22 protein-coding genes, 1 tRNA gene and 1 pseudogene are annotated in these 26,256 nt (G+C 60.1%); 9 read left to right on the top strand and 15 right to left on the bottom strand.

Annotation, left to right across the window (positions count from 1 at the left end; translation table 11 throughout):
- The first annotated feature begins 60 nt into the window (after positions 1-60).
- A complete protein-coding gene (moaA, locus tag QU481_RS01330) occupies positions 61-1,137 on the top strand; it encodes a GTP 3',8-cyclase MoaA (protein ID WP_289828066.1) in 1,077 nt (358 codons plus the stop codon).
- Positions 1,138-1,185: 48 nt separating this feature from the next.
- Here moaA and QU481_RS01325 read toward each other — a convergent pair whose 3' ends face one another.
- The gene (locus QU481_RS01325) at positions 1,186-2,625 is read right to left on the bottom strand and encodes an aminotransferase-like domain-containing protein (protein ID WP_289828065.1); all 1,440 of its coding nucleotides are present in this window, start codon (positions 2,623-2,625) and stop codon (positions 1,186-1,188) included.
- A gap of 476 nt (positions 2,626-3,101) precedes the next feature.
- Between QU481_RS01325 and QU481_RS01320 the strand changes: the two genes are divergently transcribed.
- Both QU481_RS01320 and fdhD read left to right on the top strand, forming a co-directional pair.
- Positions 3,102-4,082, top strand: coding sequence for a bestrophin family protein (locus QU481_RS01320; protein ID WP_289828064.1), 981 nt, complete (start codon positions 3,102-3,104; stop codon positions 4,080-4,082).
- A gap of 73 nt (positions 4,083-4,155) precedes the next feature.
- Positions 4,156-4,965, top strand: a complete 810-nt coding sequence (fdhD, locus tag QU481_RS01315) for a formate dehydrogenase accessory sulfurtransferase FdhD (RefSeq protein WP_289828063.1) — start codon at positions 4,156-4,158, stop codon at positions 4,963-4,965.
- A 463-nt stretch (positions 4,966-5,428) separates the two neighbouring features.
- Here the strand turns inward: fdhD and QU481_RS01310 are convergent.
- The 9 genes from QU481_RS01310 to QU481_RS01270 form a co-directional block, all read right to left on the bottom strand.
- A tRNA-Ser gene (locus QU481_RS01310) sits at positions 5,429-5,518 on the bottom strand.
- Positions 5,519-5,600: 82 nt separating this feature from the next.
- Complete coding sequence (gene recN / locus QU481_RS01305; RefSeq protein ID WP_289828062.1) at positions 5,601-7,262, bottom strand: DNA repair protein RecN; 1,662 nt, start codon at positions 7,260-7,262, stop codon at positions 5,601-5,603.
- Between the two features lie 18 nt (positions 7,263-7,280).
- Positions 7,281-8,156 (bottom strand): NAD kinase, encoded by an 876-nt coding sequence (locus QU481_RS01300; RefSeq protein ID WP_289828061.1) that lies wholly within the window; start codon positions 8,154-8,156, stop codon positions 7,281-7,283.
- Positions 8,157-8,196: 40 nt separating this feature from the next.
- Complete coding sequence (locus QU481_RS01295) at positions 8,197-8,832, bottom strand: response regulator transcription factor (RefSeq protein WP_289828060.1); 636 nt, start codon at positions 8,830-8,832, stop codon at positions 8,197-8,199.
- 28 nt (positions 8,833-8,860) lie between these two features.
- Entirely contained in the window at positions 8,861-10,858 is a 1,998-nt protein-coding gene (locus QU481_RS01290) for a PAS domain-containing sensor histidine kinase (RefSeq protein WP_289828059.1), read from the bottom strand.
- 212 nt (positions 10,859-11,070) lie between these two features.
- On the bottom strand, positions 11,071-11,595 hold the full coding sequence (msrA, locus tag QU481_RS01285; protein WP_289828058.1) for a peptide-methionine (S)-S-oxide reductase MsrA: 525 nt from the start codon (positions 11,593-11,595) through the stop codon (positions 11,071-11,073).
- Positions 11,596-11,608: 13 nt separating this feature from the next.
- Entirely contained in the window at positions 11,609-12,526 is a 918-nt protein-coding gene (locus QU481_RS01280; RefSeq protein ID WP_289828057.1) for a histone deacetylase family protein, read from the bottom strand.
- A 7-nt stretch (positions 12,527-12,533) separates the two neighbouring features.
- Entirely contained in the window at positions 12,534-12,755 is a 222-nt protein-coding gene (locus QU481_RS01275; protein WP_289828056.1) for a DUF1653 domain-containing protein, read from the bottom strand.
- 43 nt (positions 12,756-12,798) lie between these two features.
- The gene (locus QU481_RS01270) at positions 12,799-13,746 is read right to left on the bottom strand and encodes a nucleoside hydrolase (protein WP_289828055.1); all 948 of its coding nucleotides are present in this window, start codon (positions 13,744-13,746) and stop codon (positions 12,799-12,801) included.
- A gap of 116 nt (positions 13,747-13,862) precedes the next feature.
- Between QU481_RS01270 and QU481_RS01265 the strand changes: the two genes are divergently transcribed.
- A complete protein-coding gene (locus tag QU481_RS01265; protein ID WP_289828054.1) occupies positions 13,863-14,816 on the top strand; it encodes a tRNA dihydrouridine synthase in 954 nt (317 codons plus the stop codon).
- Between the two features lie 128 nt (positions 14,817-14,944).
- Here the strand turns inward: QU481_RS01265 and QU481_RS01260 are convergent, their stop codons facing one another.
- Genes QU481_RS01260 through QU481_RS01245 form a run of 4 tightly spaced genes read right to left on the bottom strand, consistent with a single transcriptional unit; the run spans position 14,945 to position 20,130 of the window.
- Positions 14,945-16,054 (bottom strand): 2-methylaconitate cis-trans isomerase PrpF family protein, encoded by a 1,110-nt coding sequence (locus QU481_RS01260; RefSeq protein WP_289828053.1) that lies wholly within the window; start codon positions 16,052-16,054, stop codon positions 14,945-14,947.
- Entirely contained in the window at positions 16,055-17,290 is a 1,236-nt protein-coding gene (locus QU481_RS01255; protein ID WP_289828052.1) for a multifunctional CCA addition/repair protein, read from the bottom strand. It abuts the gene before it with no gap.
- The gene (locus tag QU481_RS01250; protein ID WP_289828051.1) at positions 17,287-18,237 is read right to left on the bottom strand and encodes a complex I NDUFA9 subunit family protein; all 951 of its coding nucleotides are present in this window, start codon (positions 18,235-18,237) and stop codon (positions 17,287-17,289) included. The genes QU481_RS01255 and QU481_RS01250 overlap by 4 nt, the downstream gene beginning before the upstream one ends.
- Before the next feature lie 24 nt (positions 18,238-18,261).
- Positions 18,262-20,130, bottom strand: coding sequence for a lytic transglycosylase domain-containing protein (locus QU481_RS01245; protein ID WP_289828050.1), 1,869 nt, complete (start codon positions 20,128-20,130; stop codon positions 18,262-18,264).
- Between the two features lie 422 nt (positions 20,131-20,552).
- Between QU481_RS01245 and QU481_RS01240 the strand changes: the two genes are divergently transcribed.
- Both QU481_RS01240 and QU481_RS01235 read left to right on the top strand, forming a co-directional pair.
- A complete protein-coding gene (locus tag QU481_RS01240; protein ID WP_289828049.1) occupies positions 20,553-21,284 on the top strand; it encodes a glutathione peroxidase in 732 nt (243 codons plus the stop codon).
- A 173-nt stretch (positions 21,285-21,457) separates the two neighbouring features.
- Positions 21,458-22,846 carry a dihydrolipoyl dehydrogenase gene (locus QU481_RS01235; protein ID WP_289828047.1) on the top strand — a complete coding sequence of 463 codons (1,389 nt, stop codon included), beginning with the start codon at positions 21,458-21,460 and terminating at the stop codon, positions 22,844-22,846.
- A gap of 97 nt (positions 22,847-22,943) precedes the next feature.
- On the opposite strand, the pseudogene QU481_RS01230 reads toward QU481_RS01235, so the two are convergent.
- Positions 22,944-24,221, bottom strand: a pseudogene (locus QU481_RS01230) (MFS transporter); the annotation flags it as partial.
- A 34-nt stretch (positions 24,222-24,255) separates the two neighbouring features.
- On the opposite strand from QU481_RS01230, the gene QU481_RS01225 reads away from it, so the two are divergent.
- The 3 genes from QU481_RS01225 to QU481_RS01215 all read left to right on the top strand — a co-directional run bounded on the left by QU481_RS01225 (position 24,256) and on the right by QU481_RS01215 (position 26,217).
- Positions 24,256-24,651, top strand: a complete 396-nt coding sequence (locus QU481_RS01225; protein WP_289828046.1) for a hypothetical protein — start codon at positions 24,256-24,258, stop codon at positions 24,649-24,651.
- A 191-nt stretch (positions 24,652-24,842) separates the two neighbouring features.
- Complete coding sequence (locus tag QU481_RS01220; RefSeq protein WP_289828045.1) at positions 24,843-25,319, top strand: Hsp20/alpha crystallin family protein; 477 nt, start codon at positions 24,843-24,845, stop codon at positions 25,317-25,319.
- 58 nt (positions 25,320-25,377) lie between these two features.
- Positions 25,378-26,217 (top strand): universal stress protein, encoded by an 840-nt coding sequence (locus QU481_RS01215; protein ID WP_289828044.1) that lies wholly within the window; start codon positions 25,378-25,380, stop codon positions 26,215-26,217.
- Positions 26,218-26,256: the final 39 nt, after the last annotated feature.

The raw sequence follows: 26,256 nt of genomic DNA, 5'->3' as shown, positions 1-26,256 counted from the left end.
TTCCATTGCGGTTCCTGAAAGCGGCCGTTTTCTGATTCAGTCAAATGCCGGGAGAGATCGATGTGGCTGACAAAAGATGAAGCAACCTATCCACATTATGTGGAGACGCTTGATTCGCTGCAGCGCCCATTGAAAGATCTGCGGCTTTCTGTGATCGACAAGTGCAATTTCCGCTGTTCCTATTGCATGCCGAAGGATGTGTTTACCAAAGACTATCCGTTTCTGAAACATTCTCAATTGATGTCATTCGATGAAATGCTCAAACTGGCTCGAGGTTTTGTCGCCCTGGGCGCGGAGAAAATCCGTATTACCGGTGGCGAGCCTTTGCTGAGAAAGAACATCGAGCATTTGATCGAGTCGCTGGCTAGGCTGACCACCCCAAGTGGCAAGCCCGTCTCCATTTCGATGACAACCAACGGCACGCTGCTGGCGTCGAAGGCGCAGGCGCTCAAAGATGCCGGCCTGGAAAGGGTCACGGTCAGCCTGGATAGCCTGGATAACGACATCTTCATGAGAATGAACGATGTGGGCGTCCCCGTGAGTGTCGTGCTGAAAGGCATTGAGGCCGCACAGCGGGCCGGCCTGTCGCCCGTGAAAGTCAATACGGTGGTGCAGAAGGGCGTGAACGACAGCCAAATCATGCCGATCGTGAATCACTTCCGGCATTCTGGCGTGACGGTCCGCTTCATCGAGTACATGGATGTCGGCGGTGCCAACTACTGGAGCAACTCGGGGGTGATGACCTCGGACCTGGTCCGGGCCAGGATCGAGCAGGAGCATCGCCTAATTGCCGTAGCTCAGGAGCGCGCCAGTGATACGGCACATTGCTACCGTTATGCGGATGGCGCCGCCGGCGAGGTCGGCTTCATCTCCAGTGTGTCGGAACCTTTCTGCGGTGACTGCACCAGGGCGAGGGTGTCGGCGGATGGCAAGTTGTTCATGTGCCTGTTCGCCACCGAGTCGCTGGACTTGCGCCCCTTGCTCGGGGAGAACACCGCCCCCGAGGTATTAGCCGACACCATCCGTGCCGCCTGGAGAAAGCGCGGAGATCACTATTCGGAACTCCGCGACGAACGCTACAAAGACCCCGCCAAAAAGGTCTACCCGACCGTGCGGATGTCGCTGGTCGGTGGCTGATTTTCCCCGCCGCCGCCGGCACTGGAATTCAGGTGCCGGCCGGCGAACTCAGGATCGCTCGCAGCTTGCGGCCAACTGCCCAACGGTGATCAGCGCGGCTTCAATCTCGGTACTCCATGGGTAGCTGTAATTCAAGCGGATACAGCTACGATAAGCATCGGTCGTGGAGAACATGTAGCCGGGGCCTATGGTGATCTTCCGCTCCAAGGCAAGATGATAAAGCTTCATCGAATCAATCCACTCCGGTAGTTCAACCCACAAAACGTACCCTCCCATCGGCTGGGAGGTGATGGTGCCCGACGGGAAGAAGCGTTGCACCATCGCCGTCATGATGCTTGCCTGCTGCGCGTAGGATTTTCTGATCCGCCGCAGGTGATGGTCGTAGCCGTCTTGGATCAGGTATTCGGCGATCGCCAGTTGTGGAATCGACGATGTCGTCAATGTGTTGAGGAATTTGTATTTCTCGACCAAGTCTCTATATTTTCCCGGCATTGCCCAGCCTACCCGGTAAGCGGAGGAAAGGGTTTTCGAGAAAGACGAGCAATGCAGCACCATTCCGGTGGAATCGTAGCTCTTCAACGAGGTGGGGTGCGACTCCCCGTAATAGAGCTCGTTGTAAATGGCATTCTCGATGACCGGTATTTGCCGTTCGGTCAAGACGCGGACAAGCTCGATCTTCCGGTGTTCAGGCATCTGAAAGCCCAAGGGGTTCTGGAAGTTGGGCATCACCATGCAGGCGGCAATCGGTTGAGAGTCCATGATTGCGGCCAGCGCTTCGATATCGATTCCATCGCGCGGGTGAGTCGGCACCTCAAGTGCGCGCATACCCAGTCTTTCAATGGCATGAAGAAAAGCGTAGTAGGTCGGCGATTCGACAGCGATCGTGTCGCCAGGTTTGGCTACGGCTTGCAGGCACAGGTTCAGGGCTTCCGTGGCCCCAACAGTGATGATGATCTCGCCGGGGTCGGCGGATTGACCGTTTTCCATATAGCGACGGGCAATCTGGCGAATCAGGTGCGGATTACCCGGTGGCAGATCGTCGAGTACGCTCCAGTGGTGGTGTCGCCTGACGATGATGTTTGCGTACTTGCTGATTCGCTGCAAAGGAAACGGACTGGCATCCGGATACGGCGAACCTAATGGCACGGCCTCGTGGCTATTGATTGAGCGCAGCGTCGACAGGACGAGTCGGCTCATGTCGACTTGCGTTGATACGGGAAGCGGATGGGTTTTTTGCAGGGGAGGCTGCGGTGCCGATCTTGCTTTGTTTTCCTGAGATGGCTTTTGTCGAACAAAATAACCAGACTGAGGGCGGCTTTCCAGAACGCCTCTGCTTTCGAGTAGGACATAAGCTCGGATCACCGTGGTAATGCTGATTTTACGGTGTTGACTCATTTGACGAACCGAGGGTACCCGCTCTCCAGGTAAGAGTACGCCGCTACGGACTAAGTCCTCGATTTCATCCGCCAGCTTCTCATAGAGATTCATATCTGTACTTTCATTCTGCTCATCAGCGTATCCATTGATTCTAATCAATGCCAAACTGGCATAGATCAGGATCTCGCCCCTTTATGGCGAATGAGCTTACTGGGGTCGTTGCGGTGGAAAGAGCACAGTTTTCATCAATATAGAAGAGTACAGTTGTTGCGATAGTTTGACAGAATCTGTCGCTCTTCCTCTCCTTTCCTGCATGAAAATGACTTCGTTTGTTGTGAGAAAAATGCCAATTGAATAAAATAAGCAAAAAATATGACTTAGCCATAGATTGACGGCATGTGGATGGACGAGCTGCACTGTGTTCCTTGTCTGTTATCAATTCTGTACCCCCTGATCGAGCACAAAAGAAATTAATCTCTGGCACAAGCTTGGTGCTCTATCGATACGGTACGTAGGGTGTTAGGGGGCGTTTCGGATCCAAGTCGAGGTTCATTCTGCTTTACCGAACGGTGTGGAAGCTCAGAGCTGTGGTTCGCCAAGGGCTGAATAATTTTCGACATGACGATATTTTTATTGGCAATACTCCATCAAATATGATTATTCGTTCAGAAAAAAACTGGCTGAAGCTGCTGTTTGTCTGGAATGGGTCCGTCCTCAGGCTGATTGTTCCGCAACTCATCTTTATGTTCGCCGTTGGCATCGTTGCCTTGATGACCGATGGGAGAATATTCGGGGAAAAAGTCCCCCTGAATACCATCCCTTTCACCTTGGCCGGCGTAGCGCTGGCAATCTTTTTGGCCTTCCGTAACAATGCCAGCTACGACCGCTATTGGGAGGGCCGAAAGCTGTGGGGGCACATTCTGGTGTCGACGCGAAACCTGGCATCACTGCGGCTTAGCTGTAGCGATGTTGGTGAGGACGAGAAGGACTTGTTCCTGAATCGCATTATTGCCTTCCCTTATGCTTTAAAGCACATGCTACGCAACACGGATGCTTCCAATGATTTGGTGATGCTGCTGGGCGAAGAGGAAGAGAAGGGGCTGCGCGCGATCAATAACAAGCCCATGGCGATTTTGGATAGGCTGAGAAAGTCCCTGTTCTCGTTACACAATCAGGGTGGCGCGAGTGATACCCAAGTTTGGCTTATCGATAATCAGCTGAGCCAATTGTCAGAAATGTCGGGGGGATGTGAACGCATCTTTTCCACACCAATTCCATTTGCGTATAGCGTCCTGTTGCACCGAACTGTCTACGGGTACTGCTTGCTTCTCCCATTTGGGCTGGTGGATTCTATCGGGGCGGCAACACCAATCATTTCCGTGTTTATTTCGTACACCTTGCTTGCATTAGAGGCCATAGCCAGTGATATCGCCGATCCGTTCAGCCGAAATCAGAATGGCCTGCCACTCAGTTCGATTTCTAGAACGATAGAACGCAATGTGCGCGAGCTGAACGGGCAGGCCATTCCCGACCCGATAAGGCCGAACAAAAAGTTCGAACTGGTCTAAGTTCAGAGAGGTTGCTCTGGTTAACCACTTGACGAAGTGGCGGAAAGTGGAAGTTTTACGCAAGGAGATAGTCGTGCTTGATAACGATTCGGGAAATCGGCTGGGGTTTATCAGTCAGAAAATAGTCCGTCATCGCGGAGAATCGCAGCGTGCCGACTCTGACTATGTGGCGGAGGAGTGCCCTGTCGCACTGGTATTCAATGACATCTCTCATGCGGTCATGATGGCAACGCCAAAGGATCTAAGGGAGTTTGCAGTTGGGTTTTCCTTGACCGAAGGGATTGTTCAAAAACCATCCGAGATTTTCGAGCTGGAGGTGATGGAAGGATGCGCAGGCATCGAGGTGCGGATGACCATCTCCCAGAAGTCTTTCTTTGAGCTTAAGGCGAAGCGCAGGGCACTGGCAGGCCGAACCGGCTGCGGTGTTTGTGGCATAGAAAGCCTTGAGTTGTTGGACCTATGCCCCGGGAAGATTGCCGCATATCCGGAAAAAGTCATGCCGTCCGCATCGGTAATCGAGCGCGCTAGCCACAGCTTGCCGGGCTTTCAATCGTTGATGCATGTGACAGGTGGGGTACACGCCGCGGCTTGGTGCTCAGCTGAGGGCGAGATCATCAAGGTTTTTGAAGATGTCGGCAGGCACAATGGTCTGGATAAGCTGATTGGCTTCTTGGCGTTGCAAGGAGTGGAGATGCGTAACGGTTTCGTCTTCATGTCCAGCCGCGCGAGCTACGAGCTGGTCAGGAAGGTGGCTCGCATGAATATCCCGATGCTGGCAACAATATCGGCTCCAACTTCCTTGGCGATCGAAATTGCAAGAATGGCAGGCGTGTCATTGGTAAGTTTTTGTCGTAAGGATGGCTTTGTCGAATATGTTGTTTAGTTTGTGCTGATGACTGTGATAAGACCTGAGTACAGGTTCGGCAGGTAAAAATCTGTATCTATCAGGAAGTGAGTAAAGTTCCCTTCTTTTACGGTTGTGTTGGGAACGATTCTTGCCAAGTCGGTTGCCCAAGCGAGCGAGCTAATGGCGCTCGCGGTTTGATCGTGAGCATCATGATGAATGGATTCGGATGGAACGGGCCTTATCGTCCTGAAACCGTTATGGCTACTGAAGTTTTGCTGAAGCCCCTACCGCTACTGGGCCGCAGTGATCAGTCGTCGCCAAATGGTGTCGCTGTCAGTCGGCGAGGCTGGCGCAGACGCTTGAACATTATGTGTGATCTGCACACAGGATCTGCTGCAACTAGCCTCACCAGGCTCCAAAACGTACTAGATCGAGGGATGGGTAAACGGATGGGTAGAAATGCAAAACGGGCCGCGAGGGCCCGTCTTGATTGAATAATTGGCGGAAGCGGTGAGATTCGAACTCACGGAGGGCGTAAACCCTCGTCGGTTTTCAAGACCGGTGCATTAAACCACTCTGCCACGCTTCCTGATGCCATCCGTCAGCGGATGGAGCGGCGAATATACCGATAAATCGAGCGCCTGGCTAGTCCAAATCGCTACTGACAATTTTCAGGCATTGGCCGACAGCATCTCGGCAGCATGCTGGCGGGTCGTCTCGGTGATTTCCATACCGCCGAGCATTCGGGCGATTTCCAGTACGCGTTCCTCGGTCGACAATGGGGTGATGCTACTGGTGACGCGCCCCTTGTGCTCGCTCTTGCTCACCTGCCAGTGCGCATCGCCGCACGAGGCGACTTGGGGTAGGTGGGTAATTGACAGCACCTGATAGCGAGCTCCTAGATCCTTCAGCAGCTTACCCACCACTTCGGCGACACGGCCGCCGATGCCGACGTCGACCTCGTCGAAAATCAATGTCGGCACGCTTGCTACCTGACTGATCACCACCTGCATCGCCAGACTGATCCGCGACAGCTCGCCGCCCGAGGCCACCTTGGCGAGCGGGCGAAGGCTGGTGCCGGCATTGGCCGCCACCAGGTATTCGATCGACTCCAGACCGTGGGCGCTCGGCTCGCTCAGCGCTGCCAGCTCGATCGCGAAGCGGGCGCCGCCCATTGCCAGATGTTGCATTTCGCCGCTGATGCGCTTGGATAGCTCGGCGGCTGCCTGACGGCGCTTGCCCGACAGGGCTTCGGCCAGCGAGCGATAGCGGGCCAGGCAGGCCGTCTCGGCGACTGCCAGAGCATCCAGGTCACTCGATGCTTCGAGCTGCGCCAGTTGCTGCTGCCAGTCGGCCAGTTTTTCCAGCAACTCGGGCGGCTGTACCCGGTACTTGCGCGCAGTGCTCATCAGTGTGTCGATGCGCGCCTCGACGTTGGCGAGCGTCTGTGGGTCGTCGTCGATGTCGCCGGCGTAGTCGCGCAGGCTATACACCACTTCGCGCAATTCGGCATCAACCGAGTCGAGTAGTGCCAGCGTTTCGGCCAGCCTCGAGTCGAAGCCGGACAACTTGGCGAGACGCGACTGCACCTGGGCCAGTATCGACAGGCAGTTGCCGTCCATCTCGGATAGCGCATCGACGGCTAGTTCGGCGGACTGTACCAGCTCGACCGCATTGGCGAGGCGCGAATGCGTCTGGTTGAGCGTGTTCCACTCGTCCTGTTCGAGGTTGAGCTCGGCCAGTTCGTTGATCTGCCAGGTCAGGCGCTCGCGTTCGATCTCCGATTCGCGCGCCATTTTTTCCGCGTCATTACGGGCACGGCGAGCGTTCTGCCAAGACAAATAAGCGTCGCGTACATCGTGCGCCAACGCCTGACTGCCGGCGTAAGCATCGAGCAGGTTACGCTGTGAGTCGGCGCGCATCAGCGACTGGTGGGCGTGCTGGCCATGGATGTCGACCAGGTACTCGCCAACAGTCTTAAGCTGAGCCAAGGTCGCTGCCTGGCCGTTGATGAAGTTACGCGAACGGCCGCTCTTATCGATCAGGCGGCGCACCAATAGCTCGCCGTCATCGCCTGCTAGCTCGTTGTCGGCAAGCCAGGCGGACAGGTCGGGCAGGCGGCCGATGTCAAAGTGGGCAGCCAGCTCGGCGCGCTCGGCGCTCTCGCGCACCAGTGAGCCGTCCGCTCGGTCGCCCAAGAGTAGAGACAGCGCGTCGAGGATGATCGATTTACCGGCACCGGTCTCACCGGTAAGCACGGTGAAGCCCGAGCCGAACTCGAGTGCGAGTTCGTCGACGATGACGAAGTCGTTAACAGTCAGCGAAAGCAGCATAGAGGTATCGTGGCCGGATCAGAATAGGCGCTCGCCCCAGTGAAGCTTCTGGCGCAGCATGTCGTAGTAGTTGTACCCGAGAGGGTGCAACAGACGCAGCGGATTGCGATGGCGGCGAATAATCACCCTATCCATCTCCATCAGGTCGCAGTGCGATTGGCCGTCGAAGTGTACGCGGGTGTCGAGGCCGCGGGTCAGCATGAATTCGACGACGCAGGAGTCGTTGACCGCGATCGGGCGGTTGCTCATCGACTGCGGGCAGATCGGCACCAGCGTGATCGCCGGCAGGGTAGGGTGTAGGATCGGGCCGCCGGAGGCCAGCGCATAGGCGGTGGAACCGGTCGGGGTCGACACGATCAAACCGTCCGAGCGCTGCGTGTAGACGAACTGGTTGTCGATGAAGATCTCGAATTCGATCATCGAGCCCATGCCGCCACGACTGAACACCACATCGTTTAGCGCCAGTGCGCTGGCCACCTCGGCCTCTTCGCGCATTACCGACGCGGACAGGAGGATGCGTTCTTCAGGCACGAACTCGCCGATGAGAATTGCGTCGATCGCGGTGAGCATCTCATGCAGCGGAATGTCGGTCATGAAGCCTAACCGGCCCTGGTTAATGCCAACCAGGGGTACCCGGTACGGCGCCAGCAGACGGGCGATCGACAGCATGGTGCCGTCGCCGCCGAGCACGATGACCAGATCCGCGACTTTGCCGAGGTCTGCACGGTCGATCAGCGTATGCTGCCCGGCTTCTTCCTGGGTGGCGCTGTCACGGTCGATCAGCGCTGTGACGCCGCGACTTTCCAGATGGTCGGCTAGTTCGCGCAGCGAGTCGACGATGTTGGGTTTGCTGTGGCGGGCGACCAGCCCGATTTTCTTGAATAGGCAATCCATGGCGCTCATTGTAGTCGTGGCGACCCTTAGGCTCAAAACTTCACTCCACCCGCTGACTTGCGCCGGTTTCGATGGCACGCAGGTAGAAACGGATCAGATCGGCCAGAGAATCGACGCCGAGCTTGAGAAACAGGTTGGAGCGGTGCACCTCGACGGTACGTGCCGACAGATCCAGGGCGCGGGCGATTTCCTTGCTGGTCAGACCGTCGACCACTAGGTCGAGCACCTCGCGCTCGCGGTTGCTGATCCGCCCCAAGCGCTGCAGAACCTCCTGCGTTTCGGCCTCCTTGGCGTGCTGCTGGATCGACATCTTCACGCCGCGGCGCAGGCAGTCGATCAACCGGACCGGATCGACCGGCTTGGTCAGAAAGTCGATTGCGCCATTGCGAAATGCCCGGCTGCATTGCTCGACATCGCCATGCCCGGTGATGAACACGGTCGGGATGGGAACGGGCTGCTCGTTGAGCAACTCCTGCAGGCCCAGACCCGACAGCTGCGGCATGCGGATGTCGAGCACCAGGCAGCCGATTTCGCCCGGACGGTACTCGTCGAGGAAGGCGTGGGCGTTGGGGTAGGTGACGGTACGCAGCCCTTGCGCGCTCAGCAGGAGCGCCAGCGAATCGCGTACCGCGGGGTCGTCGTCGACGATGAAGATCGTTGGCGTCGTAGTGTTCATCGCTTATCTCATTGTTATTTGTTATTTGTTATTTGCTGTCTTGGCCGGTCGTATTGAAGATCGGGAGCGCCATCCGGAACGCTGCACCCCCGTTGGGCGGCGAACTGGCGCTCAGCTTGCCACCGAACGATTCGACGATAGTCTGGCAGATGGTCAGCCCCAAGCCCATGCCTTGGATCTTGGTGCTGAAAAACGGATCGAACAGCTGCAGCAGCGCATCGGGACTGATCCCGCAACCGTTGTCGACCACGTCGATATGCACATGGGTGGCGTCAAAACCGCTGATTAGTTCAAGCCGCCCCCAGGGGTGTACGCCGTCGAGCGCATCGAGCGCGTTTTTTACGAGGTTGAGCAGCACCTGCTCGATCTGGATCGGGTCGGCGTAGATGAGCGGCAGCGGCTTGGTCAGGCGGGTCGACACATGCACCTGCTGTGCACCCAGCTCAAACTCGGCCAGCGACAGCACGTTCTGTACCGCCTGATTGAGGTCGACCGGCGTCGGATCCAGCCGCTTCTCGCTCATGAATTCGCGCAGCCGGTGCAAGATGCTGCCGGCTCGCTCGGCCTGGGTCATCGCCCCGGACAGCGCCCGCCGCAACAGGGCCTGGTCGAGTTCGTCCTCGTCGACCAGCGTCTGGCAGGCATGGCAATAGCTGACAATTGCCGAAAGCGGCTGGGTCAGCTCATGGGCGATACCTGAAGCCATCTCGCCCATGGTGTTGATGCGCGCCACGCGAGCTAGCTCGGCCTCGCGCTGTTTCAGCCGCTGCTCTTTCTGTGCCAGCGCCTCGGTGATGCGCCGCCGTAGCGGCGCGGTGTCGCGAAAGGCCATCACCGCACCGACCTGCTTGCCGTTCTGGTCGAACAGCGGCGAGACCACGCCCTCGATCATCAGCTGCTGACCGTCAGGCTGGACCAGGAAGCAGTTTTCGGCCAGTGGGTAGGGGGTCTGGCGAGTCAGGCAGGCATGGAACGGATTGATGGGCACTTGGCGCGCGAAGTCGTAATGCAATTCCAGGCATTCCAGCACCGGGCGGCCGGTTGCACGCGAGTGACGCACGCCGATCAGTCGCTCGGCCATCGGGTTGAGATAGCGGATCCTCCACTGGGTATCGACGGTGATCACCCCGTCGTTGATCGACTCGAGGATGGATGCGGCCTGGTCACGCTCGCGACGCAGGTGGGCAGCCGCGATCTGGCGCTGTTGCTGGTAACGCGAACGCAGCGCATACAACACCCAGCTCAGGTAGCTGGCACAACCGCCGAGCAGCATGCTGAGGGTTACGATGACGCCGGGGAAGCTTGTCCAGCCCAGCCGTTGCCGATAGACCAGATCGTAGGGGTAGTTCGACATCGAGATCGATACGCGGGTCGATGCCTCTGAGGAAAACAGATGGAGTAGGTGCTGGTACCACGGGGCGGGCTGGACGGAGTCGGGTTGGCCGGCCAGCAACAGTTTGACGGTGGGGGCTCCGGGAGTCTGCGGCCCGTCCGGTAGCAAGGTGCGAACGTCGATCAGCGCCAATGCCACCTGGCGAACCTCATGATACGGACCATTGCCCACCGCCTGGACGAAGGCCAGTACCTGTTGGCCGCTATTGAGTGTGAATGGCTCAGTCGGCTCGGCCCGGCGGCTGCGCAAGCTGCGTTTGATCGCCGACGACAGCAAGGGGTCATTGAACATATCAAGCGAGGGCAACGGTGCCAGTAGCGCCTGCATCGAGCCGATTGCCGGACGCTCCGCGATATCCTCCACCACCACGGCGCTGCGGTGCTGCACTCCAAGCCAAGTAACGAACGGGTAGACGCCGGCCATGCCGACCGCAAAGCGCGGCCAGCGGCTAGCCCCGTCGGGCAGCGCAGCCACTTCGGCCAATGCGCTGGTCAATGTATCGGCCACCTTCAGCCGGGTCTCCACTTGGTCGCGCACGGTCTCGGCCGCCCGGCTGAACGAGGCGCGCTGACGCTCAAGCGAGATATAGGTGAGCGATGCACAGACGGTGACGCCGACCAGTAGGCCAAGCAATAGACTAACCAGACGTCCGCTGCGCGGCGCGCACTGTAGCAATGACCATTGGCGAAGCGCAGCCAGCCGGAGAGTTTGACCAAAAAGCATGTCGTGCGTGGGAGCTGGCACAGCCTGTAGTAGTTGAAACGAACGGGGGCCTCCCCCCGAACGGATTATGTCATGGTGATCGCAGCATGTCAGGCCTATCCCTCCTCAGTTCAAAGGCAAGCTCAGCGCGTTAGCTCAGCAAAATGCGTCATCAGTTTGCGCACCTTCGGCGCGATCACGATCTGACAATAGGGCTGACCGGGATTGGCATCGTAATAGCCTTGGTGACCGGTTTCTGCCGTGTAGAAGATAGCCGCCGGCACCAGCTCGGTCACAATGCGGCAACCATGTTGATCCTCCAGCGTGTTAATGATCGCCCGCGCTTCGGCCAGTTGTGCCTCATCGTGGTAGAAGATCGCCGAACGATACTGGGTGCCGACATCGTTGCCCTGTCGGTTGAGCGTGGTCGGATCGTGGATGGCGAAGAACACCTCAAGCAACTGGCGGTAGCTGACCACCGCCGGGTCAAAGCGGATCTCGACCGCTTCGGCATGGCCGGTACGGCCGCTGCAGACTTCATGGTAGGTCGGGTCGGCCAGCGTGCCGCCGGTATAGCCGGAGATGACGCTATCCACCCCGCGTAGCTTGGCAAACACCGTCTCGATGCACCAGAAACAACCGCCGGCGAAAGTGGCAATGGCAGTCATGACGAACCTCCTTTCAGAGCGAATCGGTTACAACAGGGTTAGACGAGGCGCGGCGCCACGCTTCGCGCACCGTGCCAGCGTGAATCGTGACCGTATCGGCGATCGGCTGCGCATAGCCACCAGCCATCGTCACGGCCAGCGCTGCATGGGCACGGGCGCAGGCATCGAACACCCGCGCATCGCGCGCCCACAGCCCTTCCATGCTCAGCGACAAACGGCCCAGTCGGTCGCCACGGTAGGCATCTGCGCCAGCGAGATAGAACACCAAGTCGGGGCGATGCGCTGCGAACAACGCAGGCAGTTCGGCGTCGAGCGCGGCAAGATAGTGCGCATCATCGCAGCCGTCCGGCAACTCCACGTCGCGGCTGCTTGCCACCTTGCGGAACGGGAAATTTTTTTCGCCGTGCATCGAGAAGGTAAACACCCGCTCGTCATTGGCAAAGATCGCCGCGGTGCCGTTGCCCTGATGCACGTCGAGGTCAATCACCAATACCCGTCGCACCCGGCCTTCGGCCAACATCAGCCTCGTCGCCACCGCCACGTCATTGAACACACAAAAACCACTACCCCTGTCAGCGTAGGCGTGATGTGTGCCGCCGGCCAGGTGAACTGACAGTCCATCGTGTAATGCGCTGCGGGCGGCCGCGATGGTGCCGCCGACGGAACGGCGCGAACGTTCGGCCAATTGTGGCGACCAAGGCAAGCCGATCTCGCGCTGCTCGGCCGCAGACAAGGTGCCACCGAGCACCCGCGCGACGTAATCGGGCGTATGCGCCAGAGCAAGCTCCGACTCGGTGGCGGCTTCCGGCTCGATCAGCACATCTGCCGCGAATTCGCTGACCCGCTCGGCCAACAAGGCATACTTTCCCGCCGGAAAGCGATGGCCGTCCGGCAGCGGCAGCACGAAGCGATCGGTGCGATAGATGTCCATTGCCGGCTCAGAATGCCTTTACCAACGCAAAGCGCGGAATTGGTGCGCTGTCGATGGTGACGTTCTCGGTGAACATCGCCAGCGGCCGGGTCCACAGGCCGAATTCACCATAGAGTGCGCGATACACTACCAGTGGCTCCTCGGTCTCGCTGTGGTGGGCAACCCCCAGCACTTCGTAGAGTGCTCCCTTGTAGTGGCGATAGATGCCGGCAGGCAGATTTGCATTCATGAATTAACTCCGTTGGCAGCCCCATTGGCTGCCAAAAATGAGATTAGGGCAGGGGGGCCAAAGTTCGGGTCAACAGCGCGAAAAAGCCCTCGGCGTCGATCTCGGTGATCCAGTTGACGTTGGCTGGCCCGGTCGTCGTGCCCCACCAGTCGACCACGGTGGCACCCAGCGTCAGCGGGCTCATTGTTTCTACCTGGACGTTCACTCTGCGACCACCGAACAGACCAGGCTCGAGCAGGTAGGCGATCACGCACGGGTCGTGCAGCGGGCCATCCTCGAGGCCAAACTTTTGCGTATCGAAACGAGCGTAGCTGGTTAGGATATCGGCGACCCGCTTGCCGGCGCGGTTGGGCAGGCTGCGCAGTTTGTCGATGCGCTTGCCGGTGATGCAAGCCTTGTGAGTGACGTCGAGCGGCATCATTGTGATCGGCACGCCCGAGCCGAGCACAATTGCAGCGGCATGCGGATCGACATAGATATTGAACTCGGCCGCCGGCGTGATATTGCCTGCCTCGAAGTAGGTGCCACCCATCAGCACGATCTCTTTGATGGCGGTGGAGATATCCGGCGCCTTTACCAGCGCCAGCGCGATATTGGTCAGCGGGCCGAGTGGGCCCAGTGTCACGCTCGCCGGCTTGGCGGCGCGCAGCGTGTCGATGATGAAATCGACCGCATGACCCCCCTGTTGTGGCGTCTGTGGATCATGGATCTCGAGGCCGTCGAGGCCGGTCTTGCCGTGCACCTCTTCGGCGGTGACCAGCGGACGTACCAGCGGGCGATCGCAGCCGGCGAACACTGGCACGTCGTATCGCTCGGCCCAGTCACAGATCACCCGCGCGTTGCGTGTGGTCAGCGACAGCGGCACGTTGCCAGCCACCGTGGTCAGTGCCAGCAGGTTCAGTCGCTCGCTCGCGCCGAGCGCGAACAGGATCGCGACCGCATCGTCCAGCCCCGGGTCGGTATCGAGTATGAAATCCTGGCGGTAAGTCATTACCACAGCCCCCTTGAATTAAGTATGGTCGGCCGCTCCTTGCATCGCCGTGGCAAGCGCTACCACGCTAGCTTCGGTACAATGCGGCCCTTTGTGCCGTACAGCGAACCATTTTTATGAAGGTAGTGCTTGCCCCAATGGAGGGGCTGGTCGACGACGTGATGCGAGACATCCTCACCCGCCTGGGCGGGGTCGATCTTTGCGTGTCCGAATTCATCCGCGTCACCAGCACGCTGCTGCCGGTCAAGATGTTCCGGCGCATGGTGCCCGAACTCGAGCAGGGAGCGCAAACCCACGCGGGCACGCCGGTGCGCGTGCAGCTGTTGGGCTCCGACCCGGCCTGCATGGCCGACAACGCCGCGCGCGCTGCCGAGCTGGGCGCACCGGCGATCGACCTGAACTTCGGTTGCCCGGCGCCGACCGTCAACCGTCACCGCGGCGGTGCGGTGCTACTCGACGAACCGGAGCTGATCCATGCCATCGTCGCTGCGGTACGCGCTGCGGTGCCCCGGCGCATCCCGGTCACGGCCAAGATGCGGCTTGGCTACAGCGACAAGTCACCGGCGTTCGACTGCGCGCGCGCAATCGAAGCAGCCGGCGCCGCCGAGCTCACCGTCCACGCGCGCACCAAGGTAGAGGGCTACCGCCCGCCGGCACACTGGGACTGGCTGGCACGCATACGCGAGACGGTGAGCCTGCCGTTGACCGCCAACGGTGAGGTGTGGTCGCTGGCCGACTACCACGGCATTCGGGACGTGAGCGGTTGCGACACGGTGATGATAGGCCGGGGGCTCGTCGCGATGCCCGACCTCGGCCGGCAGATTCGTGCCGCCAACCTCGGCGAGCCGGTCGCGCCAATGAGCTGGGCGGAGCTGATGCCGTGGGTTGTCGACTTCTACCGGCAGTGCTACGCCAAGGCGCCGGACAACAAGTACCCGGTGGCGCGATTGAAGCAGTGGCTGGGCCTGATGAAGCGCACTTATGCGGAGGCGGAACAGACCTTCGCGATGATCAAGACGGAAACCGACGCAGCGCGCCTTGGCGAGCGCCTGCAATTGCTTGCAGCTTGAACCTGTCCGCTTGTCGGGTGATGAAACCCGCATGAGCGAATCGGCCAACCTTGAGGTTGGCCGATTTCGTTTTACCCCCGGCGCCGTCAACAGAAGCCAGCGAGGCTGATCCTGGCAACGCGAGGTTTTCAATCGAGCGGAATGAACACCTCACCACGCATCAGCGGTCGCGCGGTGCGGGTCATGACCACCTCGTCGATGCGCCAGCCGCGCCCTTGGCGCGATACCAGTGCCTCCAGCGTCTGCCGGCCGCTGGCGTGGCTGAAGGTCAGCGGCTTGCCGCGCCACGGCTGGCCGATCGTCTCGGCGACCACCGTACCCTTGATAGCTGCGGCGGCGGCCAGCGCGATGGCGCCGGTGCCGGTGTAGGCGTGATGCAGCCTGCCCATCGACAGGATGCGACCGTTGAGCGCACAACCCTCATCGCTGGCCTCGCCGACGAAGCTGATCTTAGGTGTGGCGGGCTGCGCCGCTGCGGCCTCCAGCGAGTCGACCAAGCCCATCGCCAACGCACCAGCGGCACGTAGCGCTTCGAGACGCGTCAGCATTTCGGACGACAACTGCTCGGCCGTTTCGAAACCAGAAAGGCCCAGATCGGTCGCGCGCACGAACACGGTTGGGTTGCCCGCATCGATCAAGGTTGCGGAGAGGTGTTCGCCGTCTGGCAGCGTCAGCTCTTCGCATACCCGGCCGGTCGGAAACAGCTTGCCCGACGCGCCACCGGCCGGGTCGATGAAACGTAGCGTCACCGGTGCGCCGGGGAAGGCGACACCGTCGATGTGATATTCGCCAACCCACAGCGGCTCACCGTCGCGAACCTCGAGCGTCGCAATGATCTTCTTTCCGATATTGGCCTGCCAGATACGCACCTCAGCCAGGCCGTTCTTCACAGGGATAATCCGCTCCATCAGTGCAAACAGCGGCACCGCGGCGGTCAGGTTGCCGCAGCTGCCCGACCAGTCGACACGGGCCTCGCCGATTGCAACATGGCCGAACAGGTAGTCGATGTCGCAGTCGGGCCGGGCGGACGGGCCGATGATAGCCACCTTGCTGGTGGTGGAGATGCCGGTGCCAACGCCGTCGATCTGCTTGCCGTAGGGGTCGGGGCTGCCCAGCGCGCGGATGAAAAGACGCTCGAGCAAAGCAGGGTCGTCGGGTAGCTGATGGCTGGCGAAGAACAGGCCCTTGCTGGTGCCGCCACGCATCAGCGTCGATTTCAGTTGGAAGAGGGAAGTCATTCAGTGGGCATCACAGGTGAGATCGAGGCTGTCCTTGCAGGCAGCGATGGCGGCGACGCGGACGGCATCGACCGCCGCCGGAATCTGCCGCTTGTCTTGCTGCGCCAGCGCGATAGCGCCGGCATCGACCGCGCGGGCGGCGGTCAGCATGGCCGTAAGCCAGTCGGCCTGGGGGTAGTCGGCGTTTTCGCGGTGCAGGCGGCCGCGCACGTCGGCAACGCAAGCCAACAGCAATTGGCCGAAGCGTTCGGGGCGGCGCAGCGCGTCGGTCTCCTTGAACAGCTTTAGCACCGTCGCCGGGCGCAACTGACCGGCCTGATGGATGATGATGTGATATAGCGTGACAAGGCGTGCCAAGTCGCGACAGTCGGTCGGCACGCGCAGGCGCTCACACAGCGCCAGTACCGGCTTCTCGCCTCGCGCGTCGTGGCCGTGATGGCGCGGCAGGATGTCGGCCGGCGTCAAGGCCTTGCCGAAATCATGACACAGCGCAGCAAAACGCACCGGCAGCGGCGCGTTGAGTCTGGCGGCGGTGTCGAGCACCAGCATCACGTGTTCGAAGGTATCGATCTCGGGATGATAGTCGGCGCGTTGCGGCACGCCGGCCAGCGCGTCGAGCTCCGGGATCAGCCGCGCTAGCGCACCGCAATCGCGCAGCACACGGAACATCCGCGATGGGTTGTCCTCCATCAGGCCCTTGCCCAGTTCCTGCCAAACCCGCTCGGCCACTAGCGCGTCGACTTCGCCGGCCTCGACCATCTGTCGCATCAACGCCTGCGTCTCCGGCGCGGTCTCGAAGCCGAAGCGTGCCGCAAAGCGAGCTAGGCGCAGGATGCGCACCGGATCTTCGGCAAACGCCGGGCTGACATGGCGGAGCACACGTGCCTCGAGGTCTGCCTGGCCGTGATACGGGTCGATCACATTGCCATGCTCGTCCTCGGCCATCGCGTTGATCGTCAGATCGCGGCGCGCCAAGTCGTCATTTAGCGTCACGTCCGGCGCCGCATGAAAGCTGAAACCGTGATAGCCGGGGGCGGTCTTGCGCTCGGTGCGCGCCAGCGCGTATTCCTCCTGCGTCTTCGGGTGCAGGAACACCGGGAAATCCTTGCCGACCGGCAGGAAGCCTGCGTCGAGCATCTCCTTGGGTGTGGTGCCGACTACCACCCAGTCGTGGTCACGCACCGGCAGGCCGAGCAGTCGGTCGCGTACGGCGCCGCCGACGATGTAAGCCTTCATCGTATCCCCGCCTTCTCGCGGTAGCGGGCTAGCGTCGCGTTGAACTCGTCACCGGCCAGGTAGCCCGGTACCACCGCTTCGAGCGCGGTCGGCACAAAACCGAGCAGCTCGCTTGGAAAGGGCGAGCTGCTGACGTTGTCGACTGAGAGTGAGCGCACATTATCGCGACTCATCAGCGGCTTGCCCGGTGCAAGCTCCATCAGCGCCGCCTGCAGATAAGCGAGTGGAGCGGGTAGGCCGATGATCGGGCGCGGATGGCCGGTGAGGTGAGCGATATAGTCGACCAGCTCGGCCAATGTGTAGACCTTCGGCCCGGCCAGCTCAAGCTTCTGGCCTATTGTGGCGTCCCGCTCGAGACAGGCAACCACCGCGCGCGCAACGTCGTCGACCCATACCGGCTGGAAGCGGGTACTGGCGCCGGCAAGCGGCAGCACAGGCAACTGCTTGGCCAGACGCGCGAACATGGTCAGGAAGCTATCGCCGCGGCCGAACACGACCGAGGGGCGCAAAATGGTCCAGTCAAGGTTACTCGCCATGATCACCTGCTCGCCGTGTCCTTTGCTCTGCTGGTAGAGCGATGGCCCCTCTGGATCGGAGCCGAGCGCGCTAATGTGCACCAGGCGGCTGATGCCGTTGGTCCGGCAAGCGGTGACGATGCGATCGACCAGTTCAACATGGGCGCTCTCGAAATCACGCCGGCTACCGTGCAGGATGCCGACCATGCTGACCACTGCATCATGCCCGGTCAACAGCGCGGTCAGCGCGGCCTGGTTGGTGGTGTCGACCGGGGTGAGCTCAACCTTGGGTAGTAGAGCGAGTCGCGCCTTGCCTGCCTCGCGCCAACGAGTGGCTATGGTTAGCTCGACGTCTTTGCGAACCAGATGCTCGGCGACGTAAGTGCCGATGAAGCCGCTGCCGCCGATCACGGCGATGCGTTGTCGTCTCATTGAGTCTCCTCGTTACATGGCGGCTTACTTGGCTGGAATGATGCCGATGCGGCGCTTGAGCGACTGCGGGCCTTCACCGAAGCCGCTGGCGTAGTAGGCTGCATTGGTCATCACCTTCTGCACGTACTCGCGCGTCTCGGTGAATGGGATGGTCTCGGCGTAGACCGCCCCCTCCATCGGCACATCGGCCTGCCAAGCCTTGGCTCGGCTCGGGCCAGCGTTGTAGGCGGCGGTGGCAAGCACTTCCTGCCCGAGCTTGTCGAGCACATAGCTGAGGTACCACGTGCCCATCTGGATATTAGTGTCGATGTTGTTCACCGCATAACTGCCCAGGCCGATTTTGCCGGCTACCCACTTGGCGGTGGAGGGCATCAGCTGCATCAGGCCCGACGCTCCAACGCCGGAGCGCGCCACCGAAACAAAGCGGCTTTCCTGGCGAATCAGACCATACACCCAAGCCTCATCCACACCGATCAGGTTGGCGTAGCGATGGGTGATGTCGCGATACGGGGTCAGGTAGCGTAGGGAGTAGTCGTGCACATTGACGGTGCGGTCGGCACTGTAGATCGCCATGTCGAGGAAGCTCTGCTGCTTGGCTAGCTCCGCCGCTGCCAGTAGCTGCTGGTCGGACTTGCCGCGCATCGCCCAGCGCCATTCTCGGCGCGCGTCCTCGCGCAGCTCTGGCTTGCGATAGTTCTCGGACAGGTTGAACAGAGCGAGCGAACGCTGAACGGCCGGCTCGGCGGCCACCGCGGCGACCTCCTTGCCGGAGGCCTTCTCTGTGCGGCTATCCGAAGCCATCGAGGTGCCCAGCTCGTCGAGCGACAGCAAGGCATAGAAGTTGCGCCCCGAGTTGCTCACCTTGGCGAATAACGGACGGGCTTCGTTTTCACGCCCCTGGGCCTTCAACGAGCGGGCCTTCCAGTATTGCCAGGTGTTGCTGCTAGACAATCGGTCGGGCATCTGGGCGATCACCCGGTCGAGGGTCGGCCACTGCTGGGTACGCAACGCGGCGCGGCCCCACCATTCCCATTGTTCATCGGTCAGCTGATTGGGGTCGGCCCTGTCGAACCATTGCAGAGCCTGGCCCATTTCCAGCTTCTTGGCAGAGAACAGCGCCAACTGCCCCCAGGCAAAGGCGGTACGCTCCTTGCTCAGTTGATTCTGCACGCTCAACAGTTGGCTGGCCGCGCCATCGATGTTGCCTCCTCGCGCGCGGCTGACAATATCGTACAGCACCGCTTCCTGACCACCACTGGTCGACAGGTCGGTATAGCTGCGCGACAGCTGGGTCAGATCCACCGGCAGCAGCGTCATAGCGGCCAACTGGCGGGCTGCGGTGAGATAGTTGGCGGCCAGGAGCAGGCGCACCCGGCGCAGCACCCAGTCCTGGCTAAGCACACCCTTGTTGGCGGCGGCAACGATCAGAGTGGTACAGCCATCCGGGATCTGACGACTGGCAAGGAAGGCGTCGTAGTTAGCAGTGGACCTGCCTTGGCGCAGCGCATAGAGGTCGTTGTAGCAACGGCTTTCCTCGTCACTACCCTCGGGAGCGAGCTTGGGCCACTCACGGCTGAAAGTGACCCAATCCTCTCGTTTGCCGAGTTTTTTCAGCCACTCGTTGCGCACCCGCTCGGTCATCGCACTATCCGGCTGGCTGTTCAGGAAGGCCTGCGGCTGCACGTCGTCGTCACTGTCAACCGCCTTCAGCGCGGCCCAGTAGGCAGGGTAAGCGGACAGCGTCTGGCCCGGCGTAATGGTAGCGGCAATGCTGTTTAGGGTGGCGATGTCGTTGCGGCGCCAAGCATCGCGAGCGGCGATCACCTGGTCGTCTACCGCGGCAAACGCCGGTGCGGCCAAAGTCACTGCCATCAATGCGGGAAGAAATTGCATTCGGAAAAACGTCGACATCACAGTATCCGTATCGGTAAGTCATCACGTGCATTCATGCACGTCTGACAGCATCTGGTCGGCCGTGCATTCACGGGCCGAGGGGAGGTCGCAGGGGCGACCGGTGGCGCGTTCGCCAGCGTGCGGCATGAATAGCGGCGTGGCGCTGGCTCGGACGGCATTGTTGCCGTGGCTATCTCAAATTATACAAAAACCCAGCCGATCCCAGCAGGCTTGTGACGGGAAAAATCCGTTCGAAATGACAAAAGGTTGGAGTGGGGGGGCTATCGCTCACAATGGACAATAGCATATTGCAATCAATTTCGTTTGAACAATCAATTGGAGCTGTTTGTCTTTTGCTATCAAAATTGCTCCATCGATTGACGAATAACGTCGCCCAAATCACTACCGTGAAGGAGCAAACCATGTTGCAGAACCGTGAAGGCCAACGCGTACCGAACGTCATCTTCCACACCCGCGTCGGCAACGATTGGAAAGACATCAGCACCGGCGAATTGTTCAAAGGCAAGACCGTGGTGGTGTTCTCGCTGCCGGGCGCATTTACCCCGACCTGCTCGTCCACCCACCTGCCGCGTTACAACGAACTGGCGCCGACCTTCGCCGCCAACGGCGTCGACAGCATCTTGTGCGTGTCGGTCAACGACACCTTTGTGATGAACGAATGGGCGAAGGATCAGGAAGCGCAAAACATCACCATGGTGCCGGACGGCAACGGCGACTTCACCGAAGGCATGGGCATGTTGGTCGACAAGCTGGACTTAGGCTTCGGCCGCCGCAGCTGGCGCTATTCGATGCTGGTGAAGGACGGTGTGATTGAGAAAATGTTCATCGAGCCACAAGAGCCGGGCGACCCATTCAAGGTGTCCGATGCCGACACCATGCTCGACTACATCAACAAGGACGCGAAAAAGCCGGATCAGGTGGTGGTGTTCAGTAAGGTCGGCTGCCCACACTGCGCCCGCGCCAAGGCGCTGCTGGAAGACAAGGGCCTCGCTTACGTTGATGTGCCGCTCGACAACAAGATCCGTGGCAAGGTGCTCGGCGCCGTGTCCGGCAAGATGACTGCCCCGCAGGTGTTTATTAACGGCCAGCTGATCGGCAGCGCCGACGAGCTGGAAACCTACTTCAAGGCGTAAGCAACATCCCGTGTTCCGGCGGCTTCTACCCTGACGTCGCCGGCTGAACGGCCCCGGTGGGCCGTCCGATTGCCGGGCCGGGTAACCGGCCCGTTTTTTTTCCGCATCGAGACGAGACGTATTTTGGCAAGAGCCGTGCCGTCTCCGTGTGAACCACACAGAAAGGACACCCCATGAAGCAGTTGCATGTCGATATCGCCGTGATCGGCGCCGGCACCGCCGGTCTTGCCGCCTACCGCGCCGCCAAGGCGGCTGGCAAAACCGCCGTCGTGATCGAGGGCGGCGCCTATGGCACCACCTGCGCCCGGGTCGGTTGCATGCCGTCCAAGCTCTTGATCGCTGCGGCCGACGCCGCGCACGAGCTTCGCCACACCGCACCGTTCGGCGTGCATGTTGATGGCGAGATCCGCATCGACGGCCGCGAGGTGATGGACCGGGTGCGCCGTGAGCGCGACCGCTTCGTCGGCTTCGTGGTGCGCGGCGTGGACGGTATCCCGGCCGAGGACAAGCTGGAAGGCTACGCCCGTTTCGTCGACAACACCCTCTTGGAAGTGGACGATACCCGGGTGCACGCCAGCCGCGTGGTGATTGCCACCGGTTCCAGCCCGGCGATCCCGAGTCCGTTCAAGGCGCTGGGCGACCGGCTGATCGTCAACGACGACGTGTTCAGCTGGGAGGCGCTGCCGGAGAGTGTGGCGGTGTTCGGCCCGGGCGTGATCGGCCTGGAGCTTGGTCAGGCGCTATCCCGACTCGGCGTGCGGGTGAAGGTGTTTGGTGTGCGCGGCGGCGTCGGCCCACTGTCCGACCCGGCCATCCGTGACTACGCCCGCATTGCGTTCCAGCAGGAGTTCTACCTTGCACCGGATGCCGACGTGAAGGAGATGCGTCGTGACGGCAACAAGGCGGTGCTGCGCTTCGTGGATCTCAACGGCGAGGAGGTGACTGAGTCGTTCGACTACGTGCTGGCCGCCACCGGTCGCAGCCCGAACGTGCAGAACCTAGGCCTGGAAAATACCTCGCTGACGCGTGATGCTCGCGGCGTGCCGCTGTTCGACCCGGACACGCTGCAGTGTGGCAAGTCGCCGATCTTCATCGCCGGCGACGCCAACAATGTGCTGCCACTGCTGCACGAGGCCGCCGACGAGGGCAAGGCCGCCGGCGAGAACGCCGCGCGGTACCCTAAAGTGCTGCCGCTCAACCGTCGTGCGCCGATCGCGGTGGTGTTCTCCGACCCGCAGATCATGATGGTTGGCCAGCGCTTCGCCGACCTCAATGCCAACGAGATCGCGGTGGGCGAGGTCAGTTTCGAGGACCAGGGCCGCAGCCGCGTGATGCTGAAGAACAGGGGCTTGCTGCACGTCTACGCCGACAAGGCGACCGGCCGCTTCCTCGGAGCCGAGATGATCGGCCCGCGCGCCGAACACATCGCCCACCTCTTGGCGTGGAGCTACCAGTCGCAGCTGAGCATCGACGCGATGCTGGCGATGCCGTTCTACCACCCGGTGGTGGAAGAAGGACTGCGCACCGCGCTGCGCGATGCGGCGGCGAAGCTGGCGGTCTAAGTAGAGCGTCGCTATAAAAGCGTTCGGCCAACCCTGCAAGGTTGGCCTTTTGTTTTGGGGGGTGATGGGGGCGGCAGGCGCGCGGCCGCCCCCCCCCGCGCGAGGACCAGATTGCCGGGCCTGCCTTTAACAGGTGCAGCGTCGCCACGATGTTCAGCACTGCCACACCAAGGAACAGCACCGCGATGCTGTCGTACAGCATCAGCGCCACCGCGCTGGCGATCGCAGCGGCCACCATGTAGAAGCCGTTGATGATGTTGTTGGCCGCCACCGCCTGCGAGCGGAACGCTTCGGGGCTGGCCGTTTGCAGCCAGGTATAGAGCGGCACGGTGAAGAAACCGCCGAAAAAACCCAGCATGGTGATCGACACGATCACGCGCCAGTGGCCCGGCAGCAGCATGTATTCAGCCAAGGTATAGAGCTTGCCATGGTAGTGCGGCAACGACGATAGTGCCAGATCCAGCCCGAACACCGTCATGCCTGCGCTGCCGACCAGTACCAGGCCCAGTTGCAGCTCTCCACGCGACAGCTTGGCGCACACCACCGAACCCAGGCCGATGCCGATGGAAAACAATGCCAGCATCAGCGTGTAAACGGTGGCGTCGCCCCCTAGATGCAGGCGGGTAAAGGTTGGCAGCTGCGTCGTGTACACCGCGCCCATCAGCCAAAACCATGAAATGCCAAGGATGGCGGCACGTACATCACGGATTGCCCAAGCTTCGCGCACCAGTGTCACCGAGTCCTTTGCCACGTTGGGCGAAAGCCTGATATGCGGCGCCGGCGCCGGCGCCTTGGGCATGAAGCGGCTCGACAAATAGCCTAGCAGCGCCACCGCCAGCGTCGCACTGGCCATGGCCCATGCTCCGCCACCGGTGATCAGGCTGCCGATGATTTGGCCGATCAGGATGGCGAGGAAAGTGCCCATCTCGATCAGGCCGTTGCCACCGATCAGTTCGTGCCGGCCGAGGTATTGCGGCAGCACCGAATATTTCAACGGGCCGAAGAAGGTCGAATGCACCCCCATCATGAACAGCGCGATCAGTAGCAGCACTGCCGACTTCATGAAGAAGCCAGTGCCAGCAATCAGCATGATGCCGATCTCGACCAGCTTGATGATCCTCGCGACCCGTGCCTTGTCGAACTTCTCCGACACCTTACCGGCGGTCGCCGAAAACAGAAAATAGGGCAGGATGAACAGCCCGGCCGCCAGGTTCACCAGCTGCTCCGGCGGCATGCCGGCGGCGGTCAGACCGTGGAAGCTGATCAGCACCACGATCGCGGTCTTCAGCAGATTGTCGTTCAGCGCCCCGAGAAACTGGGTGCCGAACAGCGGGAGAAAGCGACGGGTCGCGAAGAAAGAGAAGGCGGCAGTCACCGGCGGGCGATCCAATTAAAGAGGCGGGAAGGGCATGCTAGCCGATTCCCGCCTTTTTTGTCAGCCGCTTACCGACGACAGTCTCGCTGGTCATTACCCAGAAATCGACAGCCGCAGGCTGGCAACGGCCAAAGTCATGAAGCCTGCCGACACCGCGCCGAACAAGGCACGCAGTGCCGGCCGTACCAAGCTTCGAGAAGTTCGCCAGTGCTATGGGGGCGACCATTGCCACCTGCAGCGACAGCGGCCCACGGCCTTCAGTGGACTCGTTCAGGATGATTTCCTGGTCGAACTGGCTGCCCAACATGGTAAGCAGCACCTCATTCAGGCCATTGCATTGCCGGTGATGTACGGTAAGTCAAGCGGCTTGCTGAAATCAGTGGGGATAGCCAGAAGCTCTTATTTATTTTCGATGGTTTTATTTTATTAATCAGCCTGCTGATCTCGTCCATCTTGATGCAGATCAAAACATGCGCTATGTCGGATTGTCCGCAAGAAATAGCGATGTATAAAAAAATAACTGGGTTTATATTTAATTTTAGCCTGGGCTACGTTGTTGATGTATTTTGCTTATTGGTCCCGGCATGGCAATACAATCGTTCTATTTATTGGAGGTCCGCAATGGCTAACATAACGCCCACTGAAGAAAAAGGCAAAGTCACAGAATACGACCCCTTCAAGTTTTATACAGATCTGCATAAGTTGTTTGGCAACTTTTTTTCGCAAGAACCTTGGCAACTACCGGCAAACTGGTGGCCATCCAATTTTTCGCCGATGAGGTTTGCGGTTGACCTTTCCGAGAGCGACACCAGCTATCGCATCGCAGCCGACCTGCCAGGAGTAAAGAAGGAAGACATCAAAGTTGATGTCGATGGCAACGTCGTCACAATTGCAGCTGAGATCACTGAAGAAAAGAAAAGCAAGGAGGGGGAAAGAGTCGTTCACAGCGAACGCCGACATGGCGAGTTCTTCCGTCGCTTTTCCCTCGATAAGGGCATTGATGGAGACAACGTAAAAGCCACGTACAATGACGGCGTCCTTGAGTTGATCTTGCCAAAGAAAGAAAGCAGTCAGAGTAAAAAGATCGCGATCCAGTAAACCATTACGGAGACCGGCTTCAGCGCAGGCCGATCTCCGTATCTGATGGAGACTCAAGATGAGCTACCAAAGTATTTTGGTTCATGTGGACAGCAGTCCTGACTGTATCAATAGAGTGGAGCTTGCTGCATCATTGGCCCAGCGCTTTGGGGCTCATTTGACAGGCATCTTCACCACGTGGCTGCCGACGCTCGAAGCCAGCATGGCAGAGGCCCCGCTACACGACGTCACAGCGGCAGCCGAAAAATATGCCGAGAAATATGCCAAGCAAGCGAAAGCGACCTTCGATAAGGTCATTCATGCTGTTGGTATTGACAATATCGAGTGGCGCCAGAGCATCGACAGCCCGATCGAGGCACTTTGCTTACACGCCCGTTACCATGATTTAGTCATTCTTGGCCAACGTAACCCTGACAAACATATTGATAACCTGCCGAGAGATTTTGTGCAGGCTGTCGTGCTGGGCGCAGGCCGTCCAGTATTGGTCGTACCTTATTTGGGGAGTTTCACAGAGTTCGGGAAGCGTGCCTTGGTTGGCTGGGACGCTGGAAGAGAGTCCATCCGCGCACTGACCGATGCGCTGCCGCTGCTGAAGCGAGCGCAGAAAACGTCGCTACAGACCTTCAACGCAAAGCAGTTTTTGAGTCATCAGGGAGAACTGCCAGGCAGTGACATTTCTCTGTTCCTGGCCCGCCATGGGGTCGAGGTTGAGTTGCTGGCCAACATCAATGGCGTGAATGATGTTGGTGGCTTATTGCTTTCAACAGCGGCCGATGTCGATGCCGATTTTCTGGTAATGGGTGCCTACGGTCATTCGCGTCTGGTTGAAATCATGCTCGGCGGGGCTACTAAGACCGTACTGGAGTCAATGACGGTCCCGGTCTTGATGTCGCATTAGATGCCGTTCAGCCGAGCCGGTTACCAAGCCATTTGCGGG

It is taken from the genome of Crenobacter oryzisoli (genome assembly GCF_030385785.1).
Taxonomy (GTDB): domain Bacteria; phylum Pseudomonadota; class Gammaproteobacteria; order Burkholderiales; family Chromobacteriaceae; genus Crenobacter_A; species Crenobacter_A oryzisoli.
This window is presented reverse-complemented; position numbering and strand designations above follow the sequence as displayed.

What these genes read in the sequence shown, in the direction of transcription:
- QU481_RS01270 (WP_289828055.1), bottom strand. Translation starts at nt 13,746, where the DNA reads ATGACTTACCGCCAGGATTTCATACTCGATACCGACCCGGGGCTGGAC.
- QU481_RS01235 (WP_289828047.1), top strand. Translation starts at nt 21,458, where the DNA reads ATGAAGCAGTTGCATGTCGATATCGCCGTGATCGGCGCCGGCACCGCC.
- QU481_RS01275 (WP_289828056.1), bottom strand. Translation starts at nt 12,755, where the DNA reads ATGAATGCAAATCTGCCTGCCGGCATCTATCGCCACTACAAGGGAGCA.
- QU481_RS01325 (WP_289828065.1), bottom strand. Translation starts at nt 2,625, where the DNA reads ATGAATCTCTATGAGAAGCTGGCGGATGAAATCGAGGACTTAGTCCGT.
- recN (WP_289828062.1), bottom strand. Translation starts at nt 7,262, where the DNA reads ATGCTGCTTTCGCTGACTGTTAACGACTTCGTCATCGTCGACGAACTC.
- QU481_RS01250 (WP_289828051.1), bottom strand. Translation starts at nt 18,237, where the DNA reads ATGAGACGACAACGCATCGCCGTGATCGGCGGCAGCGGCTTCATCGGC.
- QU481_RS01260 (WP_289828053.1), bottom strand. Translation starts at nt 16,054, where the DNA reads ATGACTTCCCTCTTCCAACTGAAATCGACGCTGATGCGTGGCGGCACC.
- QU481_RS01245 (WP_289828050.1), bottom strand. Translation starts at nt 20,130, where the DNA reads ATGCAATTTCTTCCCGCATTGATGGCAGTGACTTTGGCCGCACCGGCG.
- QU481_RS01265 (WP_289828054.1), top strand. Translation starts at nt 13,863, where the DNA reads ATGAAGGTAGTGCTTGCCCCAATGGAGGGGCTGGTCGACGACGTGATG.
- QU481_RS01240 (WP_289828049.1), top strand. Translation starts at nt 20,553, where the DNA reads ATGTTGCAGAACCGTGAAGGCCAACGCGTACCGAACGTCATCTTCCAC.
- QU481_RS01225 (WP_289828046.1), top strand. Translation starts at nt 24,256, where the DNA reads ATGCTAGCCGATTCCCGCCTTTTTTGTCAGCCGCTTACCGACGACAGT.
- QU481_RS01220 (WP_289828045.1), top strand. Translation starts at nt 24,843, where the DNA reads ATGGCTAACATAACGCCCACTGAAGAAAAAGGCAAAGTCACAGAATAC.
- QU481_RS01215 (WP_289828044.1), top strand. Translation starts at nt 25,378, where the DNA reads ATGAGCTACCAAAGTATTTTGGTTCATGTGGACAGCAGTCCTGACTGT.
- QU481_RS01295 (WP_289828060.1), bottom strand. Translation starts at nt 8,832, where the DNA reads ATGAACACTACGACGCCAACGATCTTCATCGTCGACGACGACCCCGCG.
- QU481_RS01280 (WP_289828057.1), bottom strand. Translation starts at nt 12,526, where the DNA reads ATGGACATCTATCGCACCGATCGCTTCGTGCTGCCGCTGCCGGACGGC.
- QU481_RS01300 (WP_289828061.1), bottom strand. Translation starts at nt 8,156, where the DNA reads ATGGATTGCCTATTCAAGAAAATCGGGCTGGTCGCCCGCCACAGCAAA.
- moaA (WP_289828066.1), top strand. Translation starts at nt 61, where the DNA reads ATGTGGCTGACAAAAGATGAAGCAACCTATCCACATTATGTGGAGACG.
- QU481_RS01255 (WP_289828052.1), bottom strand. Translation starts at nt 17,290, where the DNA reads ATGAAGGCTTACATCGTCGGCGGCGCCGTACGCGACCGACTGCTCGGC.
- msrA (WP_289828058.1), bottom strand. Translation starts at nt 11,595, where the DNA reads ATGACTGCCATTGCCACTTTCGCCGGCGGTTGTTTCTGGTGCATCGAG.